An 18,383-nucleotide genomic window follows, 5' to 3' on the forward strand; every position below is an offset into this window, starting at 1 on the left:
CGCAGGCTCTATATATAAGGAGTGCCTGCATGTCGCCTTCCCCCGCCCCCGCTGCCCCGCGCCCGCCGCTGCGCGTCGCACTCGCCGGGCTTGGCGTCGTCGGCGGCGGCGTCGTTCGCCTGCTGCAGGTCAACCGCGACCTGATCGCACGCCGCGCCGGGCGCGCGATCGAGATCGTCGCGCTGTCGGCGCGCGACCGGCACAAGGACCGCGGCGTCGACCTGTCGGCCTATCGCTGGGAGGATGATCTCGACGCCCTGGTCGCGGCCGAGGACGTCGATGTGGTGGTCGAGATGATCGGCGGCGCCGACGGCATGGCGCTGACGCTGGCGCGGCATACGCTGGGCGCGGGCAAGGCGCTGGTCACCGCGAACAAGGCGATGATCGCGCATCACGGACTCGACCTCGCGCGGCTCGCCGAGGCGACCGACACGCCGCTGAAATATGAAGCCGCGGTCGCGGGCGGCATCCCGGTGATCAAGGCGATCCGCGAGGGCGCGTCGGCGAACGCGATCGCGCGCGTCTATGGCATCCTCAACGGCACCTGCAATTATATCCTCACGCAGATGGAGCGCAACGGCGCGAGCTTTGCCGACGCGCTCGCCGCGGCGCAGGCCGAAGGCTATGCCGAGGCCGACCCGACCTTCGACGTCGACGGCATCGACGCCGCGCACAAATTGTCGATCCTCGCGGCGCTGTGTTTCGGGACGAAGCTCGACATCGGCGCGGTCGCGACGGGCGGCATCCGCGACCTGATCGCGGCGGACATCCGCGAGGCCGAAGCCTTGGGACACCGCGTCCGCCTGATCGGCATGGCCGAACGCGATGGCAGCGGATTATATCAGCATGTCCAGCCGTGCCTGGTGCCCGCCGACCATCCGCTCGCCTATGTCCCCGGCGCGCTCAACGCGGTGGTCGCCGAGGGCAATTTTGTCGGGCGACTGTTCTTCGAGGGCGCGGGCGCGGGCGCGGGACCGACGGCGTCGGCGATCGTCGCCGACATCATCGACATCGCACGCGACGAATATGGCCCCGCCTTCGCGATGCCGGTCGATGCGCTCGACGAGGCGCCCGCCGCCGACGCCGGGGCGCGGGTCGGCAAACATTATGTCCGGCTGGTCGTCGAGGACCGCATCGGCGTGCTCGCCGAAATCGCCACCGCGATGCGCGACGCCGGGGTGTCGATCGAAAGCTTCATCCAGCGCGGCACCGAGAAGGACGACGGCGTCGTCATCGCGATCGTCACCCACGAAGGCCCCGCGCGCGCGATCGCGGCGGCGCTCGCCACGCTCGCGGCGTCGGACCATGTCGTCGGCGCGCCGATGCACATGCCGATCCTGGCGCTCTAGCCCGCTTGAAATAGCCTTCGCCCCTGCTACCCATGCCCATGGGGAACAGGGGCGATATCATGACGATAGAGATCGGACGCGGGCTGGCCGAAGCCCGGGCGCTGGCGGACGCGCATTGGCAGGCGCTGCTCGTCTATGCGGCGCTGGGGGTGGTCTTCCCCTTCCTCCTGCTGTCGAGCGATCCGATCTTCAGCCTGCGCAACATCATGGCGATCGTTTCCGACCCCTCGACCAACCGCGTCGGCGGATCGATCACCGGGCCGCTCTATCTGCTCGGCATCGTCGCGGTGATTACTGCGGGCGCGATGCTGGCCGCTTGGAACGCCATCCTCGCGGAGATGCGCGAGGGCTATATTTCCGAACTGATGTACGGGATGGTCGCGGGGACTGCCTATCTGGTCACCAATATCATGCTCGCGATCACCATCGGCCTAGTCACAGGGCTGCGCTTGGCCGTCGTTGATCCCGAAACGCTGGCTTCGGGCGGCACCGCCGTCGGCATTGGGCTCGAAATCTTTCGCGTCCTTCTCTCGCTGGTCGGAGCATGGATCGGCGTGCGGCTGTGCCTCGCGGGCGCGATCATGGGCGGGCGCGGCAAGCTTGAGCCGCTGTCGGCCTTCGTCGAATCGTGGCGGCTTACGCGGCCGGCGCAATGGCGGCTTTACGGCTTCTATTTGCTGTACGGCCTGATCTTCGCCATCCCGATGGTCGGCCTCGCGATGCTCCACGGCGCGATCATCTTCGCCAACGAACCCGGCGGTTTGCTTGAAACGCTGATGAGCTTCGGCTGGATCCTGCTATTCGCTCTCTATTTCCTCGGCCAGGTGCTGATCCCCGCCGGGTTGTACCGCACCGCCGAAATCGGCGTCGCGGCCCGCGAAATCTTCGCCTAGGGTTCGGGGTCCTCGGGCGGCGGCGGCACCCCGGTGTCGGGGTCGGTCGCACGCTTCGCCATTTCATAGAGATGATTATATTCGGGGCCGGGTTTGTAGCGGCCGCCCATCGACATCCAGTTGTGGGGCAATTTGTCCAATGGCGTCGGGTTGATGCCCGGCGCCGGCGGTCGGCTGTCCTTCGTCGATTTTCCCACCCCGGCGATCGCGCGCAGTTCGGGCGACAGCCGGTGGCGGTCGGTGTCGCTGCCGCAGACGTTGATCGATCCATCCTCCGCGGGTTTGCAGCGCTTGATCGGATCGACCAGGTCCTTGGCGTTGGCGGCGGCGCTTTCGGCATCGCGCGCGGGCCGGGGCGCGGGCGGACCCTGCACCTGCGCGGCGACGGGCGTCACAGCCATGACACAGGCGGCGGCGAGAGCGACGCCGAATCGACGGATGTATTCTCGACAAGCGGCGCGGGCGACCATATGGCGCGCACCATGCCCATGCGGCGGAACAAGTAAAGACGGAGAGTGGCGAAGATGACGAAGACCGGCAGCAATCTCGACCGGGTGCTCGTGCTCGAAATGGTGCGCGTCACCGAAGCCGCGGCGATCGCCGCCGCGAAGCTGATCGGCCGCGGCGACGAAAAGGCCGCCGATGCCGCCGCCGTCGAGGCGATGCGCACCGCATTCAACACCCTCTATATGGACGGCACGATCGTCATCGGCGAAGGCGAACGCGACGAGGCACCGATGCTCTTCATCGGCGAAAAGGTCGGCAATGCGCCGGGCAAGGGCCCGAAGATCGACATCGCGGTCGACCCGCTGGAAGGCACGACGATCACCGCCAAGGCCGGGCCCAACGCGCTCGCGGTGCTGGCGATCGCCGAGGAAGGCTGCCTGCTCAACGCCCCCGACGTCTATATGGACAAGCTGGCGGTCGGCGCCGGCTATTCGCCGAACATCGTCAATTTCGACAACAGCATCCGCGAGAATGTCGAGGCGGTGGCGCGCGAAAAGGGCTGCGGCGCCGAGGGCATCATGGTGTGCGTGCTCGACCGCCCGCGCCACGAGGCGATGATCGCCGAACTGCGCGCGCTGGGCTGCGGCGTCGCGCTGATCCCCGACGGCGACGTCGCCGGCGTGATCGCGACGACCAATCCCGAAACCAATATCGACATCTATATGGGCAGCGGCGGCGCCCCCGAGGGCGTGCTCGCCGCGGCGGCGCTGCGCTGCGTCGGCGGCCAGTTCAAGGGCCGCCTGCTGTTCCGCAACGACGACGAGCGCCGCCGTGCCGCCAAATGGGGCGTCGAGGACCTCGATCGCGTCTATGACCTCGAAGACCTCGCCAAGGGCGATGTCATCTTCGCCGCGACCGGCGTGACCGACGGATCGCTGCTGCGCGGGGTCAAGCACCGCCGCGACGGGGTGATGACCACCGAAACCGTCGTGATGCGCGCCTCGTCGGGCACGGTGCGCTGGGTCAAGGGCGAACACCGCGAGGGGTGAACGGCCCGACATTCCGTTGCCGACCGACGCCCCCGCGCCACGACAGAGAATTCGACTTCCCATCACGGTCGATGCCGTACATCGAGGCGCAGGGGGACTGAGAGGATAGCGATGGAAGAAGCGAAGCGTCCGAGGCTGTTCGTCAGCCATCATTCGAGCAAATATGATGTGGCGCTGCACGTCGAGAAGGCGCTGGCCCGTCATGGCGTCGATTGCTGGATCGCACCGCGCGACATCGGCCCCGGCGAAGCGTTCGATACCGCGATCATGAAAGCGATCCGCGATTCGGAAGGGGTCCTGCTGCTCTTCTGCAGCCAGTCCGACAAGAGCCCGCATGTGAAACGCGAGCTGATTCTGGCCGACAGCGCGCATAAGGCCATCATTCCCCTGCGCCTCGAAGAGATCGTTCCCGACGACCTCGCCTATCACCTCGCGAGCGCGCAATGGATCGACTGGCTGGAGAAACGCGACGATTCGATCGCGCGGATCGCCGTGAAGGCGCACCAGCTGGCCGGAATCGGCGCGCCTGGCCCTGTCCCGCCGGTGCCCGCCCTCGCCGCCACGTCGGAGACCGCCGACAATCTGCACGCCGCGATCCTGTCGCAGGCGGCCGGCCAGCCGGCCGCGGGACCCGCCAGCGTGTCGGTCCGGACGCTGATCATCGGCGCGCTGCTGATCGCCGTCGCCTTGCTCGGCGCCATGGTGTTCATGCGCGGCGGCGACGAACGGACGGCCGCCCCCGATACCGGCGAGGCGACCGTCGCACCCTCGGCGAAACCCGAAACCCCGCCGACGCCCACGCCCGCCCCCGCCGAGCAGACCGCATCGGTTCCGGCGCTGGAAACCCCGCCGAGCTTCAATTGCAAATATGCCGCCGCACGCGCCGAAAAGCTGATTTGCGGCGACGAGGAACTGGCGGCGCTCGACCGCGATCTGAACCGCGCCTATCGCCAGCTCGACCGCTCCGCCGGCCCGCTTCGCCAGCAGATTGCCGCCGAACAAAATGGCTGGCGTATCGGGGAGCGCGATCGTTGCAACGACAAGGCCTGCCTCGTCGATGCGATGCAGCAACGCATCATTGTCCTCGATGCGCAGCGCGCGTCGCTGGACAGCGAAGCGGCTCAATAGCGGGGCGGGCGCCGCTCGGGCCGCAGGGGTTTGGCCCGCACGGCACGAACCGCATGGCGTGGATCGAACGACCGGTTGGTCAGAAAATCCCGGCCGCGACGCCTTCCGCCAGCGTCGCGCCAAGGTCGCGGGCTTCGCCAAGGCGGCCCGGCGCTATCGTCTTGGGGGCCAGGATCGCCTCGGGTGTCTGCGCCGCCGTGTTCACGATGACCGGCTCCGCCACCCGTTTCAGCCGCCAGCCGGTGGCGATGCGGTCGAGCTGGCGTAGCGCGCCATGCCCATCCGAACCCGCGCAGATGATCGTCGCATAGGGGCGCCCCTCGAGCTTGCCGAGACAGGGGTAGTAGTTGCGGTCGAACATCTCCTTCATCGCGCCCGAGAGCGCGGCGAGATTTTCGGGGCCGATAAAGAGATAGCCGCCGGCCGCGAGCAGATCGTCGGGCGTGACATCCGCGGCGGCGATCAGCCTTGCCGTCGCGGCGCCTTCGGCGGCGGCGCGGGCGAGCACTTCGCTGCCGCCGGTGCGGCTGTGCCAGGCGATCAGCAGGGGCGGCGCGTCGGTCATGTGCCGATGCTTGCCAAGCGCGGGCACGCGGCGCAAGCTGCCCCCAAAAATGGGGGACGATGATATGCGCCGATTGACCGCCTTGCTGCTCGCCGCGAGCCTGCCGCTGACCGCCACCGCACAGGATGCCGCGAGCGAGGCCACCCGCACCGCACAGGCCGAGCTGGCGGCGCGCCTGCCGCTCGACGACCCGCGCGACATGGCGAATGCGACGCGCGGCAAGCTCGCCGAAATCCCCGAGGCGCTGATCACCGGCAAGGATGGCAAGATCGTCTGGGACCGCCGCCCCTATGCGTTTCTGAACAGCCCCGAGGCGCCCGATACCGTCAACCCGTCGCTGTGGCGGCAGGCGCGGCTCGATGCCGTGCACGGGTTGTTCGAGGTGGTGCCGGGCAAGATCTGGCAGATCCGCGGCTATGATATTTCGGTGATGACGATCATCCGCGGCAAGTCGGGCTGGATCGTCGTCGACCCGCTGCTGTCCGAGGAAGCCGCCGCTGCGGGGTGGAAGCTGTTCGCCGACACCGTCGAGGCGAAATCGGGCAAGCTGCCGATCAAGGCGGTGATCTTCAGCCACAGCCACAGCGACCATTTCGGCGGGGTCGGGGGGATCGTCACCCCCGAACAGGTGAAGAAAGACAAGATCCGTATCATCGCGCCGCACGGCTTTTCGGAGGAAGCGACGTCGGAAAATGTCCTCGCGGGGGCGGCGATGGGGCGGCGCGCGCTGTACATGTTTGGGTCGATCCTGGCGCCGGGGCCGGCCGGTCAGGTCGACACCGGGCTGGGGCCCAAGCTGTCGTCGGGGACGATCGGCTATATGGAGCCGACCGAGACGGTGAGCGAAAAGGGCGGCGCGCTGACCATCGACGGGCTGGTCTTCGAGTTCCTCGACGCGGGCGGGACCGAGGCGCCATCGGAGTTCGTCTTCTATATCCCGGCCTATAAGGCGCTGCACACGACCGAGGTGGTGACCCACACGTTGCACAATGTGCTGACGCTGCGCGGGGCGCAGGTGCGCGATGCCTTGCGCTGGTCGAAGGTCATCGACGCCGCATTGCTGCGCTGGGGCGGCAAGGCCGAGGTCGCGCTGGCGTCGCACCATTGGCCGACGTGGGGCGCGGGCGAGGTGAGCAGCCTGCTGACCAACCAGCGCGATGCTTACCGCTATGTCCACGATCGCACTTTGTTTCTCGCCAATCGCGGCGCGACGCTGCACGAGCTCGCCGATGCCACCGCCGAGGCGCCGGTGCAGGGCCGCGATTTCTCGACGCGCGGCTATTATGGCACGCTCAACCACGACATGAAGGCGACGTATCAGCGCTATTTCGGCTGGTGGGACGGCAATCCGGCGAATTTCAACCCGCTGCCGCCCGAGCAGTCGGCGCCCAAATATGTTGCGCTGGCGGGCGGGGCCGACAAGCTGCTGGCATCGGGCAAGGCGGCGATCGCGGCGGGCGAGTATCGCTGGGCGGCCGAATTGCTGAACAAGCTGGTCTTTGCCCAGCCCGACAACAGCGAGGCGCGCGCGGCGCTCGCTGCGGCTTACGACCAGCTCGGCTATCAGGCCGAATCGGGGGCCTGGCGGAACTATTATCTCGCCGCCGCCGCGAGCCTGCGCGGCAATGCGGTCGAAAGCGTGTCGGGCAACGGTCAGAGCCGCAGCTTCGTCAGCGCGATCCCGACGGGCGTGTTCTTCGATGCGCTCGCGACGCGCTTCGATGCCGCGAAAGGATCGGGTCTGAGCGGGACGTTCCAGTTCGTCCTGCCCGACAGCAAGGAGACGGTCGCGATCAGCGTCGGCGGCGGGGTCGAATTCCCGCGTTACGGCGTCACCGATCCCGCGCCGACCGCGACGATCACCATCGACCGCAAGACGCTCGACGATGTGATGCTGGGGCAGGCGCAGTTCCCCGCGCTGCTGCAATCGGGGGCGATCCGGATCGACGGCGACCGGATGGCGTTCCTGTCGTGGTTCGCGCTCCATCCGCCCGCCGACCCGCGTTTCAATATAGTTGTCCCTTGAGCGCCTGACCGACTAACGGAGGATCATGACCGACATCGCCGCCGCCCACCCGACCGATCCCTTCGATCCGCACGCGATCAACGCCGCCGAGGGGCTCGACCCGGTCGATCCGCGCTATGGCCATGTGCTGCGCGTGACGACCGCGATGAACCTGGTGCCGCTGGCGAGCGGCGCGAGCGTGTTCGACGCGCTGCTGATCCGCCATCTGGAGGGGCCGTACGGGCTGATCACCGCGCTCGCCTGGCTGATCGCGGTGATCGTCATCGTCAGCTTTCCATCGCGGCGCGTATCGCGCTGGGGCTACAAGATCGGCGAGGGGCAGCTGCGCGTCGCGCGCGGCTGGCTGTTCCGCACCGACACCATCGTGCCCTTCGTCCGCGTCCAGCATATCGACGTCGGGCAGGGGCCGGTCGAGCGCTGGTTCGGGCTGTCGCACCTGATCGTCCACACATCGGGGACGCACAACAGCACGGTCACCCTGCCCGGGCTGCCCGCCGACCTCGCCGCCGCGATGCGCGAGACGATCCGCCGCCATATCCAGACCGACTTCGCATGAGCGAGAGCATCGCCGCCCTCCCCGCAGCCCCCGCGGCCCCGGCCGCCGAAGCCGAACCCGATTGGCAGCGGCTGCACCCGGCGACGCTGGCGCTCGCGATCGTCAGGCTGGGGCCGCGCAGCCTGAACTTCCTGCCCGCGGTCGCGGCGCTCGGCTTCACCGGCAACTGGGTGTGGATCGTCCCCGCGATCCTCGCCTTTCTGGTCATTTCGCTCGTTTCCGCCTGGCTCAAATGGCTGCGTTTCCGCTTCCTCGTCGGCGCCGACGAGATCGTCATCGAAAGCGGCGTATTGTCGCGCCAGCACCGCACCATCCCCTTCGACCGCATCCAGGACGTCGGCATCGAACAGGGGCTGGTCGCGCGGGCGCTGGGCATCGCCAAGGTCGGGTTCGAGACCGGCGCGGGCGGCGCAGGCAAGGAGAATGAGGCCAATCTCGACGCGATCGGCCTCGACGCGGCGCAGGCGCTGCGCACGACGATCCGCGCGCATCGCAGCGAACCGGCCGCCGCAGCGCCCACCGCGGCATCGGCCGATCCGGCGGTCAGCGCGACGGCGGGCGAAGACCGGCTGCTTTTCGCGATGGGGCCGCGCCGGTTGCTGCTCGCCGGATTGTTCAACTTCTCGCTCGCCGCGCTCGCCGTGGTCGGCGCGGGCATGCAGTTTTTCGACGGCCTGCTGCCGTTCGACTTCAATGTCTTCGACCCGCGCGACTGGATCGACATCGCCGGCCAATATGGGCTGGACCAGTGGGTGATCGCGCACCGCTGGATCGCCGGGCTCGGCGCGCTGATCTCGCTGCTGTTCATCGGTTTCGCGAGCGGCATCGCGACAATGCTGCTGGCAAACTGGGGGTTCCGCCTGACCCGCGAGCCGCGCTCGCTGCGCCGCACCCGCGGGCTGACGACGCGCACCGACGTCGCGATCCCGGTGCGCCGGGTGCAGGCGGCGATCCTCGTCACCGGCTGGTTCCGGCGGCGCTTCGGGTGGCACGAACTGCGGCTGCAGAGCCTTGCGAGCGACGGCGGCAAGGAGAAGGACCATCAGGTCGTGCCCTTCGCGCAGCTCGCCGACATCGACCCGGTCCTCGCCGAAATCGCGATCGCGCGCGCCGCCGAGGACGCCGACTGGCAGCACAGCCATCGCATCGTCGCGCTGGGCGGCTTCGTCGGCGCGACCGGCGCCACGGTCGGCGGATTGACCGCCGTGTCGTTCGGGCACCCGCTCGGCTGGCTGGGGCCGGTGATCGGCCTGCTGATCGCGCTGGGGTCGCTGTTCGCGGCGCGCTTCCACCGCTGGATCGACCTCGGCGAGCAGATCGCGATCCGGCGCGGGATGTGGAAACCCAAGACCACGCTGCTACCGCACGCGTCGGTGCAGAGCGCCGACCTCAAGACCGACTTCATCCTGCGCCCGCTCGGCCTCGCGACATTGGTGTTCGGGGTGCCGGGCGGCAGTTCGCTCGCGTGCCATGAAATCCCCGCGATCCCGCTCGGCGTGGCGCAGGCGTTGCGCGCGCGCATCCTGACCGCCAAGGCACGGGCATGACCGACACCGCTCTGGGTATCACGCGCTCGATCGCCGGGCAGCCGTGGCATTGGCGCCGCGCGAGCGCCGACATGGCGTCCGAGAATCTGGCACCCGACGACCTCGTCACCCAATTGCTGCTCGCGCGCGGGGTGCCGCGCGACGACCTCGAGCGCCAGCGCGCGCCGACGCTACGCGGCTTCATGCCCGACCCGGCGCTGTTCAAGGGCATGGACGAAGCCGCCGCGCGGCTCGCCGACGCGGTCGAGCGACAAGAGGCGATCACCATCTTCGGCGATTATGACGTCGACGGCGCGACCTCGGCGGCGCTGCTCGTGCGACTGCTGCGCGATCTCGGCGTCCCGGTCGGCGCCTATATCCCCGACCGGTTGATGGAGGGCTATGGCCCGTCGGGCGCGGCGCTGGTCCGGATCGGCGAGGCGGGATCGAAGCTGGTCGTCACCGTCGATTGCGGCGCGCAGGCGTTCGAAGCGATCGCCGAGGCCAATGCCGCGGGGATCGAGACGATCATCGTCGATCATCATCAATGCGCGACCACCCTGCCCGCCGCCTTCGCGGTGGTGAACCCGAACCGGCTCGACGAGGCGCCCGATGCGGCGGTGCACGGCAATCTGGCGGCGGTCGGGGTCGCCTTCCTGCTCGGCGCGGCGTTGCTGCGCGTGCTGCGCGGGCGCGATTTCTTCGCCGGGCGCGCCGAACCGGCGCTGCTCGACCTGCTCGATCTCGTCGCGCTCGGCACCGTCGCCGACGTCGCGCGCCTGACCGGTTTCAACCGCGCGCTGGTGACGCAGGGGCTGAAGATCATGGCGCGGCGCGGCAATATCGGGCTGGCGGCGCTGATGGACGCGGCGCGGCTGACCAAGGCGCCGACCGCGACCGACATGGGCTTCGCGCTCGGCCCGCGAATCAACGCCGGCGGGCGCGTGGGCAAATCGGACCTCGGGGTCCGGCTGCTGACGACGAGCGACCCGCAGGAAGCCGCCGACATTTCGCAGGAACTCAACCGCCTGAACGAGGAGCGCCGCGCGATCGAGGCAGGGGTGCTCGACGAGGCGATGGCGATGAGCGAGCGCGCCGCCAACGCGCCGGTCGCGATCGTCGCGGGCGAGGGGTGGCACCCCGGGGTGATCGGCATCGTCGCGGGGCGGCTGAAGGAGAAGCTCCGCCGGCCGGCGATCGTCATCGCGCTGGGCGAGGACGGTATCGGCAAGGGGTCGGGGCGTTCGATCAACGGCGTCGACCTTGGCGCCGCGATCCTCGCCGCCAAGGAGAGCGGCCTGCTGATCGCGGGCGGCGGTCATGCGATGGCGGCGGGATTGACCGTCGAGGCCGGCAAGCTCGACGCGCTCGGCGCCTTCCTCAACGAGCGGCTCGCCGCCGATGTCGAGCGCGCGAGCGGCGACCGCGCATTGCTGATCGACGCGGTGCTTGCGCCGCGCGGGATATCGCCTTTGTGGTGCGAGGCGATCGAGAGCGCCGGGCCTTATGGCGCGGGCTGGCCGGCGCCGCGCGTCGCGACCGGGCCGGTGCGAATCGTCGAGGCGAGCATCGTCGGCACCGACCATGTCCGCCTGACGGTGTCGGGCGACGACGGTGCAAGGTTCAAGGCGATCGCCTTTCGCAGCGCCGAAACCGAATTGGGGCAGACATTGCTGCACGCTCGCGGGCGCAAATTATGGCTCGCGGGGCGCGCAAAGCGCGACGATTGGGGCAGCCGCCCGGCCGCCGAGCTGCATCTGGAGGATGCCGCCTGGGCCGATTAGCGGCATCTCGGCGATGCCGCAGGGGCCGATTAGCGGCATCTTGAGGATGCCGCAGGGGCCGATTAGGGACGTCAGAGAGGGAAGCGGTCATGTACAGCCACACCACGCTCGGCATCGACGATTTCGCCCGCGCCGAACCCTTTTACGATGCGATCATGGCGGTGCTCGGCCATCCCGAACTGGTCCGCGAGAGCGCGGCCAAGGGCTATGGCACCCCCACCGGCCCCAAATTGTTCATCGGCCCCGCCTATGACCGCCAGCCGACGAGCGCCGGCAACGGCAGCCATCTCGCCTTCGTCGCCGCTGACCGCGCGACGGTCGACGCCTTCCACGCCGCGGCGCTGGCGAATGGCGGCAGTGACGCGGGTCCGCCGGGGCTGCGTCCTCACTATCATGCCGATTATTACGGCGCCTATGTGCGCGATCCCGAGGGCAACAAGCTGCAGGCCGTGTGCCATAAGCGGCCCGGTTGAAGAAGCGCCGATAGAGTCCTTGACCATGGGGACATGCGCGGCTAATGCGCCGCTTCACCGAACGACGGCCCCTTCGTCTAGCGGTCTAGGACGTCGCCCTTTCACGGCGAAAACACGGGTTCGAGTCCCGTAGGGGTCACCATCTTTCGGTCTTCATGCCGAACCGGCATGTGCGGCCCCTTCGTCTAGCGGTTAGGACGCGGCCCTCTCACGGCTGAAACACGGGTTCGATTCCCGTAGGGGTCACCAAAGACCACCGGCATCCTCCTTCATCCAATCGCTCCATATCGGCGCCAAAGCCGCGGGATTTTCGCTGGGCTTGTCGGCGTGCCACCGGCAGCACGGACGGCGTGAGCGAGACACAGGGCGAAATCCATCTGGTGCTGCCGGACCCCATCGAACGGGCCGCCTGTTTTCGTGTCCTCGCCGCCGGGGCGGCGCGGGTGGTGCGCAGCTTTGCCAGCGCCGACGATTATCTGGGCGCGGAGGCCGACCATGGCGGCGGCCTGCTGCTGTTTCACTGGCGCCAGCCGGGGGCGACGAGCGGCAGCGCGCTGCTCGCCCATGTCGCCATGCGCCCCGACATCACCGCCTTTGTCGCCGCCGAGCGGCTGAGCCTCGACGAAACGCGAGTGATCCTGCGCGGCGGGGCGTTCGACCTGTTGCCCGCGCCGCTCGACCCGCGGCTGGTGCACCGCACCCTCGACCCCGCGTTCGGCGACTGGCAGCTTTGTCAGCGGGACCGCCTGATGCGCCGCACCGCCGCGGCGCGGCTCGCGGCGCTGACCCCGCGCGAGGTCGATATATTGGACGCGATCGCGGCGGGGCTGGGCAATAAGGCGATCGCCCGAAGGCTCGCGCTCAGCCCGCGCACGGTCGAGGTCCACCGCGCGAACATCATGCGCCGCGCCGAGGCGGGAAGCATCGCCGAACTGCTGCGACTGCGCTTCATCGCCGAATCGGGGCACGGCGCAGCGGAAAACTCGTTCCGTTTCGGAGCATGATCGCCGCCCGGCGCGGTCAAATTCTTGCGGGCGCATCCGTAGAAGAGGATTGAACGGCGCATCGCCCTTTCGTTGGTCCCTAGGGGCGGCGCCGTTCGCTCCGCGCGGCCGGCCCCACCAGGCCGCTTCCATGGGCGGGCCGGCCGGGAGACCCCCCGGTCGGCCCCAACCGGTGACGTTAGCCGGTCACCAGCGCGCGCTGTTCGGCGCGGCCCATCGAGAGCAGGATCGGGTCCGCCGCCTGCCGCGCCATAAAGTCGGCCTTGCCGCCGATCCCCTGCCAGCCGATTCCGATCAGCGATTGCGCGATCGCGCCGCCGAGCGTGTCGCCGGGGCCGGGCAGGATGACAACGTCGGGGGCGAACTCCTTGACCGCGACCTGCACCGACAGCGCGAAATCATAGGGCGCGAGAATCTGGTGACCGAAGGTGTAATCCCACACAGCAGCCGGGTCGCTGGCGAAACGCCGCCAGATATGGCCGCGACCGTCGACCATCGGGATCGCAGGCGCGCCGAAGAGGCCGACAGGCAGTTCGGCCTTCGCCTTGTCCGAGCTGCCGAACATCAGCGGGGTGTGGAAGGGGCCGTGGCCGGCGAGGCGGAGCGGATCGCGGCCGGGGGTCGGGGGCGCCTCGGCGAGCAGCGCGGCGAGACCTTCCTCATTGCCCGCGAAGACGAGCATGCCGGCAAGGTCGATCGACAAGGCGAGCGCGTGGCCGGGGCGGGCGTCGATGGACGCGACAAGATCGAGCAGACGGTCGCGCAGACCGGAGACGGGGCGCCAGTCCTCGTCGACGACCTGCAGCAGAATCTGCCCCCCGGGGCCGTGGGTCTGGCTGTTGAGGCCCATCGCGTTGCTGATACGGAAGCCGTCGGCGACCGACACCGCGCCGCCGAGCGCGAGCGCGCTGTACCAGCCCATCGAATTGCCCGCGACGGCGACGATGTCATATTTCTCGCGGTCGATGCTCAGATAATCGAGCGCGGTGGCGGTGTAGATCAGCGGCGCCGCGACATCGCCGCGCATATGCGTCGCGACGCTGAAGCGCTCGGCGCCGTCGAGGGTGCTGACGGTCGGCTGGCCGCGGTCGGCGCGCTGCGCGTCGAAATCGGCGATGATGCCGGCGAAGCGCGCACCGTGGAGCCGGGCGATGCTGCCGAGTTCGCCCTTGCCATAGGTGCCGCGACCGGGGGCGATAACGAGGGCGGTCCGGCGCGCGCTCATGCCAGCAGCTCCTTCGCGGCGGCGACAATCGAATCGCGGCTCGGCAGGGTGAGCGTCGCCGCGCGGCCGAGCGGGATGAAGCTGTCGTCGGCGGCGATGCGCTTCAGCTTTTTTTCCGGGGTGCGTTCGACGAAGGTCGCCATCAGCGCCTCGCTCTGCGACCCGGTGATGCGGCATTCGTCGACGATCAGGATGCGCTTCGCATCGCCGACCGCGGCGACGAGCTTGTCCTCGTCGACCGGGCCGAGCCAGCGCAGGTCGATGACGCGCGCCTTGACCCCGCCCTCGGCGAGCAATTTTTCGGCCTGCCGCGAGAGATAGGTGCCGTTGCCATAGGTGACGATCGCAAGGTCGGTGCCGTCACCATGGACGCCGACGTCGCCGAGCCCGATCCGCGCGCCGTCGCCGGGGGCTTCGTAGACGCTGGTCCACAGGCCGTCGCCCTCTTCGTGGAGGTCGCGGGTCATGTAGAGCGCGATCGGTTCAACGAACACGACGACGCGCTGTTCCTCGCGCGCAAGCCGGACGCATTCGCGCAGCATCGCGACCGCATCGCGCCCGTTCGACGGCACCGCGAGGATGACGCCGGGGATGTCGCGGAAAATCGCGAGGCTGTTGTCGTTGTGGAAATGGCCGCCGAAACCCTTCTGATAGCCGAGCCCCGCGATGCGGATGACCATCGGGTTGGTATATTGGCCGTTCGAGAAGAAGCTGAGCGTCGCCGCTTCGCCGCGGATCTGGTCCTCGGCATTATGGACATAGGCGAGGAACTGGATCTCGGGCATCGGCACGAAGCCGTTGTGCGCCATGCCGATCGCGAGGCCGAGGATCGCCTGTTCGTCGAGCAGGGTGTTGACCACGCGCGACGAGCCGAAGCGCTGGTGGAGCTTCGCGGTGACGTTGTAGACCCCGCCCTTCGGCCCGACATCCTCGCCCGCGACGACGATTTCCCGGTGCGCGAGCATCAGGTCGGCGAGCGCCCAGCTCAAGAGCCGTGCCATATGCTGCGGCTTGTCCATCTGGCCGGCGTCGCTGCCGAACATCGCCTTGCGATCGTCGGCCGAGGGGGTGTTCGCACGGACCATGTCGCGCCGTGGCGGGACGATGCTGTCCATCACCTGCGCCGACGTGGTGATCTTGGGGCGGAGGATCGCCGCTTCGGCCTGCCGCGCCAGCGTTGCGCCGATCTCTTCATAGGCGTTGGCGATCTCGGACGCGGTCATCCAGCCCTGCTCGACCAGCAGCGCCGCGCCCTTGAGCAACGGATCGCGCGCCTCGTCGGACTCGATCAGCGCTTTCGGCAGATAGGCACCCTGCACGTCGGACCCGGCATGGCCATAGAGGCGGACGGTCGCCATGTGGAGGAACACCGGCTTGCGCAAGCGGCGCGCATAGTCGGCGGCCTCGCACGCTCCGGCATAGGCCGCGGCAAGGTCGGTGCCGTCGCACTGGATATAGTGGAGCCCGGCGCGGTGACGGAACTGCGCCTCGATCCAGCCGGTCGGGGTGCGGGTCGAGATGCCGATGCCATTGTCCTCGCACAGGAAGATCAGCGGCATCGGCGAACCCTGGAACGCGGTCCAGCCGGCGGTGTTGAACGCGCCCTGCGCGGTCGAATGGTTCGCCGAGGCATCGCCGAAGCTGGCGAGCACGACCGCGTCGTCGGGCAGCGGCAGGTCCTTCAGCCCCTGTCGCCGCGCGATGCCGATCGAGAAAGCGGCGCCGACCGCCTTGGGCAGATGCGAGGCGATCGTCGAGGTTTGCGGCGGGATGTTGAGCGGTTTCGACCCGATCACCTTGTGGCGGCCGCCCGAGATCGGGTCCTCGGACGAGGCGGCGAAGCTCAGCAGCATGTCCCAGGTCGGGGTCTGCCCCGGCACCGCGCGCGCGCGGTGGAGCTGGAAGGCGTTCGAGCGATAATGAAGGAACGCCATGTCGGTGACGCGCAGCGCCGCGGCGACCGCGGCATTGCCCTCATGCCCCGACGAGCCGATCGTGTAGAAACCCTCGGCACGCGCCTGCAGATGACGCGACAGCCGGTCCATCTGACGGCTGGTGAGCTGCGACAGGAAGATGTCGGTCGCCTCGGCGCGCGACAGGCCGGCCGCCGCGGGACCCGGCGCATCGGCGCGGTCGGGCAGGCGTCCGTCGGCCAGCGCGGCGAGGAATTTTTCATGTACCGCCTGAGCCGCGTCCACCCGGATCCTCCCATCATGACATCGTTACCGGTGCAACCATCACGCGCGCCGTCGCGGCGCGCTATGATGGCGCGTTTGCCTATGCAAGCATCTCTTGCCATCGCGACCGCGGGCGCGCTACCACTTGTCGTAATGATCCACCGGGGCGGAAGCATTATTTCAACATGATATCGCTGTGGATCGCCCAGGCGTCGGCCGCCGCGCAGCCGCCGAACGCCGATGCGACCGGGGGTTGGCTCGTCGATCCCGAACTCGTCGCACCGGGCTATACCCAGACGATGGCCGGCGACACGATCCAGACCGCCTTCCCACCGCCCCCGCCGCCGCCGAACACCCCCGAATGGCTGAAGACGCTGGGCGACGCAGTCCGCAGCCTGTTCGACTGGCTGTCGCCGCTCGGCGAGCCCTTGCTGTGGATCGGCGGCATCCTGCTCGTGCTGCTGCTGCTCTATCTGTTCGTCCCCGCCTTTGCCCAATGGGTCGACGACCTGCGCTATCGCCGCAAGCGCCAGGCGCTCGCCGACGAGGCCGATCTGGCCGGCCATGCCGAGGCCGGCGCGGCACGCATCCTGCTCGGCGAGGCCGACGAACTGGCGGCGGCGGGGCGCTATGCCGAGGCGGTCCACCTGCTGCTCTATCGCAGCGTCGCCGACATCAGCGATCGCCGCCCGGGGCTGGTCCGGCCGGCGATGACCTCGCGCGACCTTGCCGCGGCGACCGACCTGCCCGGGGTCGCGCGCGAGGCGTTCAGCCGCATCGCGCGCGCGGTCGAAATCAGCCTGTTCGGCGGCCGCGCGATCGACGCCGGCGCCTGGGAACAGTGCCGCACCGCCTATGCCGAGATGACGGTGCCGCGAAACTGGGTCCGCACATGAGCGACAATGCAACCGGCGAGACCAGTTTCAACCCGCGGCTGATGGCCGGCATCGTCGTGCTGGGCATCGTCGCCTTCATCGCGCTGTGGGCGCTGATCGCGCTGGGGCCGCAGATCGGCAGTGGCAACGACGGCAAGGGCCATGCGCTGTCGAAGGCGGCACCGGGCTATGCCGGGATCGTCGACCTGGTCGAGCGCGCGGGCGCATCGGTCGACGTGCGGCGCAGCACCAAGCCCTATGTCTATGAAGATTACGAGCCGCTGGTCGTCCTGACCCCGACGCACCAGACGCGCCCCGAGGAAATCGCCGAGCTGATCGCCGGCGCCGGCGGGGCGCCGGTGCTGATCGTCCTGCCCAAATGGCGGGCGGGGCGGCTTCGCGGTACCGACACCAAGCCGGGCTGGGTCAGCGGCGGCTATCCCATCGTGCCGCCGTCGAAGCTGCTGCCGTCCGAACATTTCGGCAAGGTCGACATCCGCGCCGAGAAAGCGGCGGCGGCGCCCGCGCCCGCCTGGCTCGCCGGGCGGAACATCAGCGTGGCGCTGCCCGCCAATGTCCAGACCGTCGCCGGCGACGACATCGAAACGCTCGCCGCCGGCCCGCGCGGCGGCGCGGTGCTGGCACGCGCGAAATCGCATGATTATTACATCCTCGCCGACCCCGACCTGATCAACAATTTCGCCTTTGCCACGCCGGACGGCGCGCGCGGCGCGGTGACGCTGATCGACGCCATCGCCGAGGATGGCGACGCCGCCGACGGGCTCGCCTTCGACGTCACGCTGAACGGGCTCGGCGGCGGACGCTCGCTGCTGCGCTTCGCCTTCGTCCCGCCCTTCATCGGCATCACGCTCTGCCTGATCGCGGCGGGGCTGTTCGCGCTCTGGCAGGCGTGGGCGCGCTTCGGCCCGGCGCTGACCCCGCAGCGCGCGATCCCGGTGTCGAAGGCGGCCCTGATCGCCAACAGCGCCGACCTGATCAAGCAGGCGGGCCGCGAGCTCGAGGGGGCGGGCGATTATGTCGCGAGCCTGCGCGCCGCCATCGCACGGCGGCTCCACGCGCCCGCCGGACTCGACGTCGCGGCGACCGACGGCTGGATCGACCGGCATTTGCCGCCCGGCAGCAATCTTTTCTCGGCGCTCGCGCGGCGCTTGCCGTTCGCGCGCAACAATCATGAATTCCTCGCAGACGCACAGGCGCTGCACGACATCAGGAAGGACTTAATCCGTGACAGCTGAACCGATCGCCAAGGGAGACGGGGCCAAGGGCATCGAGCGCGTGCAGGCCT

At 69.0% G+C, this 18,383-nt stretch carries 16 protein-coding genes and 2 tRNA genes; 14 read left to right on the plus strand and 4 right to left on the minus strand.

The features are described from left to right. Nucleotides 1-29: 29 nt before the first annotated feature. Both EEB18_RS09835 and EEB18_RS09840 read left to right on the plus strand, forming a co-directional pair. Entirely contained in the window at nucleotides 30-1,349 is a 1,320-nt protein-coding gene (locus EEB18_RS09835) for a homoserine dehydrogenase (protein ID WP_187669107.1), read from the plus strand. A gap of 59 nt (nucleotides 1,350-1,408) precedes the next feature. Further along, the gene (locus tag EEB18_RS09840; protein ID WP_187142412.1) at nucleotides 1,409-2,242 is read left to right on the plus strand and encodes a hypothetical protein; all 834 of its coding nucleotides are present in this window, start codon (nucleotides 1,409-1,411) and stop codon (nucleotides 2,240-2,242) included. On the opposite strand, the gene EEB18_RS09845 is transcribed toward EEB18_RS09840, so the two are convergent. Beyond that, on the minus strand, nucleotides 2,239-2,643 hold the full coding sequence (locus EEB18_RS09845) for a hypothetical protein (protein ID WP_262408188.1): 405 nt from the start codon (nucleotides 2,641-2,643) through the stop codon (nucleotides 2,239-2,241). The two genes, EEB18_RS09840 and EEB18_RS09845, sit on opposite strands and share 4 nt — an antisense overlap. Before the next feature lie 123 nt (nucleotides 2,644-2,766). Between EEB18_RS09845 and glpX the strand changes: the two genes are divergently transcribed. Together glpX and EEB18_RS09855 are read left to right on the plus strand one after the other, a co-directional pair. Further along, entirely contained in the window at nucleotides 2,767-3,738 is a 972-nt protein-coding gene (gene glpX / locus EEB18_RS09850) for a class II fructose-bisphosphatase (protein WP_056342798.1), read from the plus strand. Nucleotides 3,739-3,849: 111 nt separating this feature from the next. Continuing rightward, the gene (locus EEB18_RS09855; RefSeq protein WP_187142414.1) at nucleotides 3,850-4,866 is read left to right on the plus strand and encodes a TIR domain-containing protein; all 1,017 of its coding nucleotides are present in this window, start codon (nucleotides 3,850-3,852) and stop codon (nucleotides 4,864-4,866) included. A gap of 79 nt (nucleotides 4,867-4,945) precedes the next feature. Here EEB18_RS09855 and EEB18_RS09860 read toward each other — a convergent pair whose 3' ends face one another. After that, entirely contained in the window at nucleotides 4,946-5,431 is a 486-nt protein-coding gene (locus EEB18_RS09860; protein WP_187142415.1) for a flavodoxin family protein, read from the minus strand. A gap of 64 nt (nucleotides 5,432-5,495) precedes the next feature. On the opposite strand from EEB18_RS09860, the gene EEB18_RS09865 reads away from it, so the two are divergent. The 8 genes from EEB18_RS09865 to EEB18_RS09895 all read left to right on the plus strand — a co-directional run bounded on the left by EEB18_RS09865 (nucleotide 5,496) and on the right by EEB18_RS09895 (nucleotide 12,800). Further along, complete coding sequence (locus tag EEB18_RS09865; protein ID WP_187142416.1) at nucleotides 5,496-7,457, plus strand: alkyl/aryl-sulfatase; 1,962 nt, start codon at nucleotides 5,496-5,498, stop codon at nucleotides 7,455-7,457. Nucleotides 7,458-7,482: 25 nt separating this feature from the next. Beyond that, nucleotides 7,483-8,013, plus strand: coding sequence for a PH domain-containing protein (locus tag EEB18_RS22710; RefSeq protein WP_187142417.1), 531 nt, complete (start codon nucleotides 7,483-7,485; stop codon nucleotides 8,011-8,013). Beyond that, complete coding sequence (locus EEB18_RS09870; RefSeq protein ID WP_262408189.1) at nucleotides 8,010-9,560, plus strand: PH domain-containing protein; 1,551 nt, start codon at nucleotides 8,010-8,012, stop codon at nucleotides 9,558-9,560. The genes EEB18_RS22710 and EEB18_RS09870 overlap by 4 nt, the downstream gene beginning before the upstream one ends. Next, the gene (gene recJ, locus EEB18_RS09875) at nucleotides 9,557-11,323 is read left to right on the plus strand and encodes a single-stranded-DNA-specific exonuclease RecJ (protein ID WP_187142407.1); all 1,767 of its coding nucleotides are present in this window, start codon (nucleotides 9,557-9,559) and stop codon (nucleotides 11,321-11,323) included. Before EEB18_RS09870 ends, recJ begins: the two co-directional genes overlap by 4 nt. Nucleotides 11,324-11,412: 89 nt before the next feature. Then, nucleotides 11,413-11,796 carry a VOC family protein gene (locus EEB18_RS09880; protein ID WP_056341505.1) on the plus strand — a complete coding sequence of 128 codons (384 nt, stop codon included), beginning with the start codon at nucleotides 11,413-11,415 and terminating at the stop codon, nucleotides 11,794-11,796. A 66-nt stretch (nucleotides 11,797-11,862) separates the two neighbouring features. After that, nucleotides 11,863-11,938, plus strand: a tRNA-Glu gene (locus tag EEB18_RS09885). Between the two features lie 32 nt (nucleotides 11,939-11,970). Next, a tRNA-Glu gene (locus tag EEB18_RS09890) sits at nucleotides 11,971-12,045 on the plus strand. 101 nt (nucleotides 12,046-12,146) lie between these two features. Then, complete coding sequence (locus tag EEB18_RS09895) at nucleotides 12,147-12,800, plus strand: response regulator transcription factor (RefSeq protein WP_262408190.1); 654 nt, start codon at nucleotides 12,147-12,149, stop codon at nucleotides 12,798-12,800. Between the two features lie 178 nt (nucleotides 12,801-12,978). On the opposite strand, the gene EEB18_RS09900 is transcribed toward EEB18_RS09895, so the two are convergent. Next, a complete protein-coding gene (locus EEB18_RS09900) occupies nucleotides 12,979-14,025 on the minus strand; it encodes an ACP S-malonyltransferase (RefSeq protein WP_187142408.1) in 1,047 nt (348 codons plus the stop codon). Next, nucleotides 14,022-16,223 (minus strand): thiamine pyrophosphate-dependent enzyme, encoded by a 2,202-nt coding sequence (locus EEB18_RS09905; RefSeq protein WP_187142409.1) that lies wholly within the window; start codon nucleotides 16,221-16,223, stop codon nucleotides 14,022-14,024. The genes EEB18_RS09900 and EEB18_RS09905 overlap by 4 nt, the downstream gene beginning before the upstream one ends. Before the next feature lie 164 nt (nucleotides 16,224-16,387). On the opposite strand from EEB18_RS09905, the gene EEB18_RS09910 reads away from it, so the two are divergent. Together EEB18_RS09910 and EEB18_RS09915 are read left to right on the plus strand one after the other, a co-directional pair. Continuing rightward, on the plus strand, nucleotides 16,388-17,098 hold the full coding sequence (locus tag EEB18_RS09910) for a DUF4129 domain-containing protein (RefSeq protein WP_187669108.1): 711 nt from the start codon (nucleotides 16,388-16,390) through the stop codon (nucleotides 17,096-17,098). Continuing rightward, nucleotides 17,095-18,333, plus strand: a complete 1,239-nt coding sequence (locus tag EEB18_RS09915; RefSeq protein ID WP_187142436.1) for a DUF4350 domain-containing protein — start codon at nucleotides 17,095-17,097, stop codon at nucleotides 18,331-18,333. The genes EEB18_RS09910 and EEB18_RS09915 overlap by 4 nt, the downstream gene beginning before the upstream one ends. The last annotated feature ends 50 nt before the right edge of the window (nucleotides 18,334-18,383 follow it).

Source organism: Sphingopyxis sp. OPL5 (assembly GCF_003797775.2).
Lineage (GTDB): Bacteria > Pseudomonadota > Alphaproteobacteria > Sphingomonadales > Sphingomonadaceae > Sphingopyxis.

Bases quoted from the DNA above. Each gene is read 5' to 3' on its own strand.
- EEB18_RS09835 (WP_187669107.1), top strand. From the start codon at position 30: ATGTCGCCTTCCCCCGCCCCCGCTGCCCCGCGCCCGCCGCTGCGCGTC.
- EEB18_RS09840 (WP_187142412.1), top strand. From the start codon at position 1,409: ATGACGATAGAGATCGGACGCGGGCTGGCCGAAGCCCGGGCGCTGGCG.
- EEB18_RS09845 (WP_262408188.1), bottom strand. From the start codon at position 2,643: ATGGCTGTGACGCCCGTCGCCGCGCAGGTGCAGGGTCCGCCCGCGCCC.
- glpX (WP_056342798.1), top strand. From the start codon at position 2,767: ATGACGAAGACCGGCAGCAATCTCGACCGGGTGCTCGTGCTCGAAATG.
- EEB18_RS09855 (WP_187142414.1), top strand. From the start codon at position 3,850: ATGGAAGAAGCGAAGCGTCCGAGGCTGTTCGTCAGCCATCATTCGAGC.
- EEB18_RS09860 (WP_187142415.1), bottom strand. From the start codon at position 5,431: ATGACCGACGCGCCGCCCCTGCTGATCGCCTGGCACAGCCGCACCGGC.
- EEB18_RS09865 (WP_187142416.1), top strand. From the start codon at position 5,496: ATGCGCCGATTGACCGCCTTGCTGCTCGCCGCGAGCCTGCCGCTGACC.
- EEB18_RS22710 (WP_187142417.1), top strand. From the start codon at position 7,483: ATGACCGACATCGCCGCCGCCCACCCGACCGATCCCTTCGATCCGCAC.
- EEB18_RS09870 (WP_262408189.1), top strand. From the start codon at position 8,010: ATGAGCGAGAGCATCGCCGCCCTCCCCGCAGCCCCCGCGGCCCCGGCC.
- recJ (WP_187142407.1), top strand. From the start codon at position 9,557: ATGACCGACACCGCTCTGGGTATCACGCGCTCGATCGCCGGGCAGCCG.
- EEB18_RS09880 (WP_056341505.1), top strand. From the start codon at position 11,413: ATGTACAGCCACACCACGCTCGGCATCGACGATTTCGCCCGCGCCGAA.
- EEB18_RS09900 (WP_187142408.1), bottom strand. From the start codon at position 14,025: ATGAGCGCGCGCCGGACCGCCCTCGTTATCGCCCCCGGTCGCGGCACC.
- EEB18_RS09910 (WP_187669108.1), top strand. From the start codon at position 16,388: ATGATATCGCTGTGGATCGCCCAGGCGTCGGCCGCCGCGCAGCCGCCG.
- EEB18_RS09915 (WP_187142436.1), top strand. From the start codon at position 17,095: ATGAGCGACAATGCAACCGGCGAGACCAGTTTCAACCCGCGGCTGATG.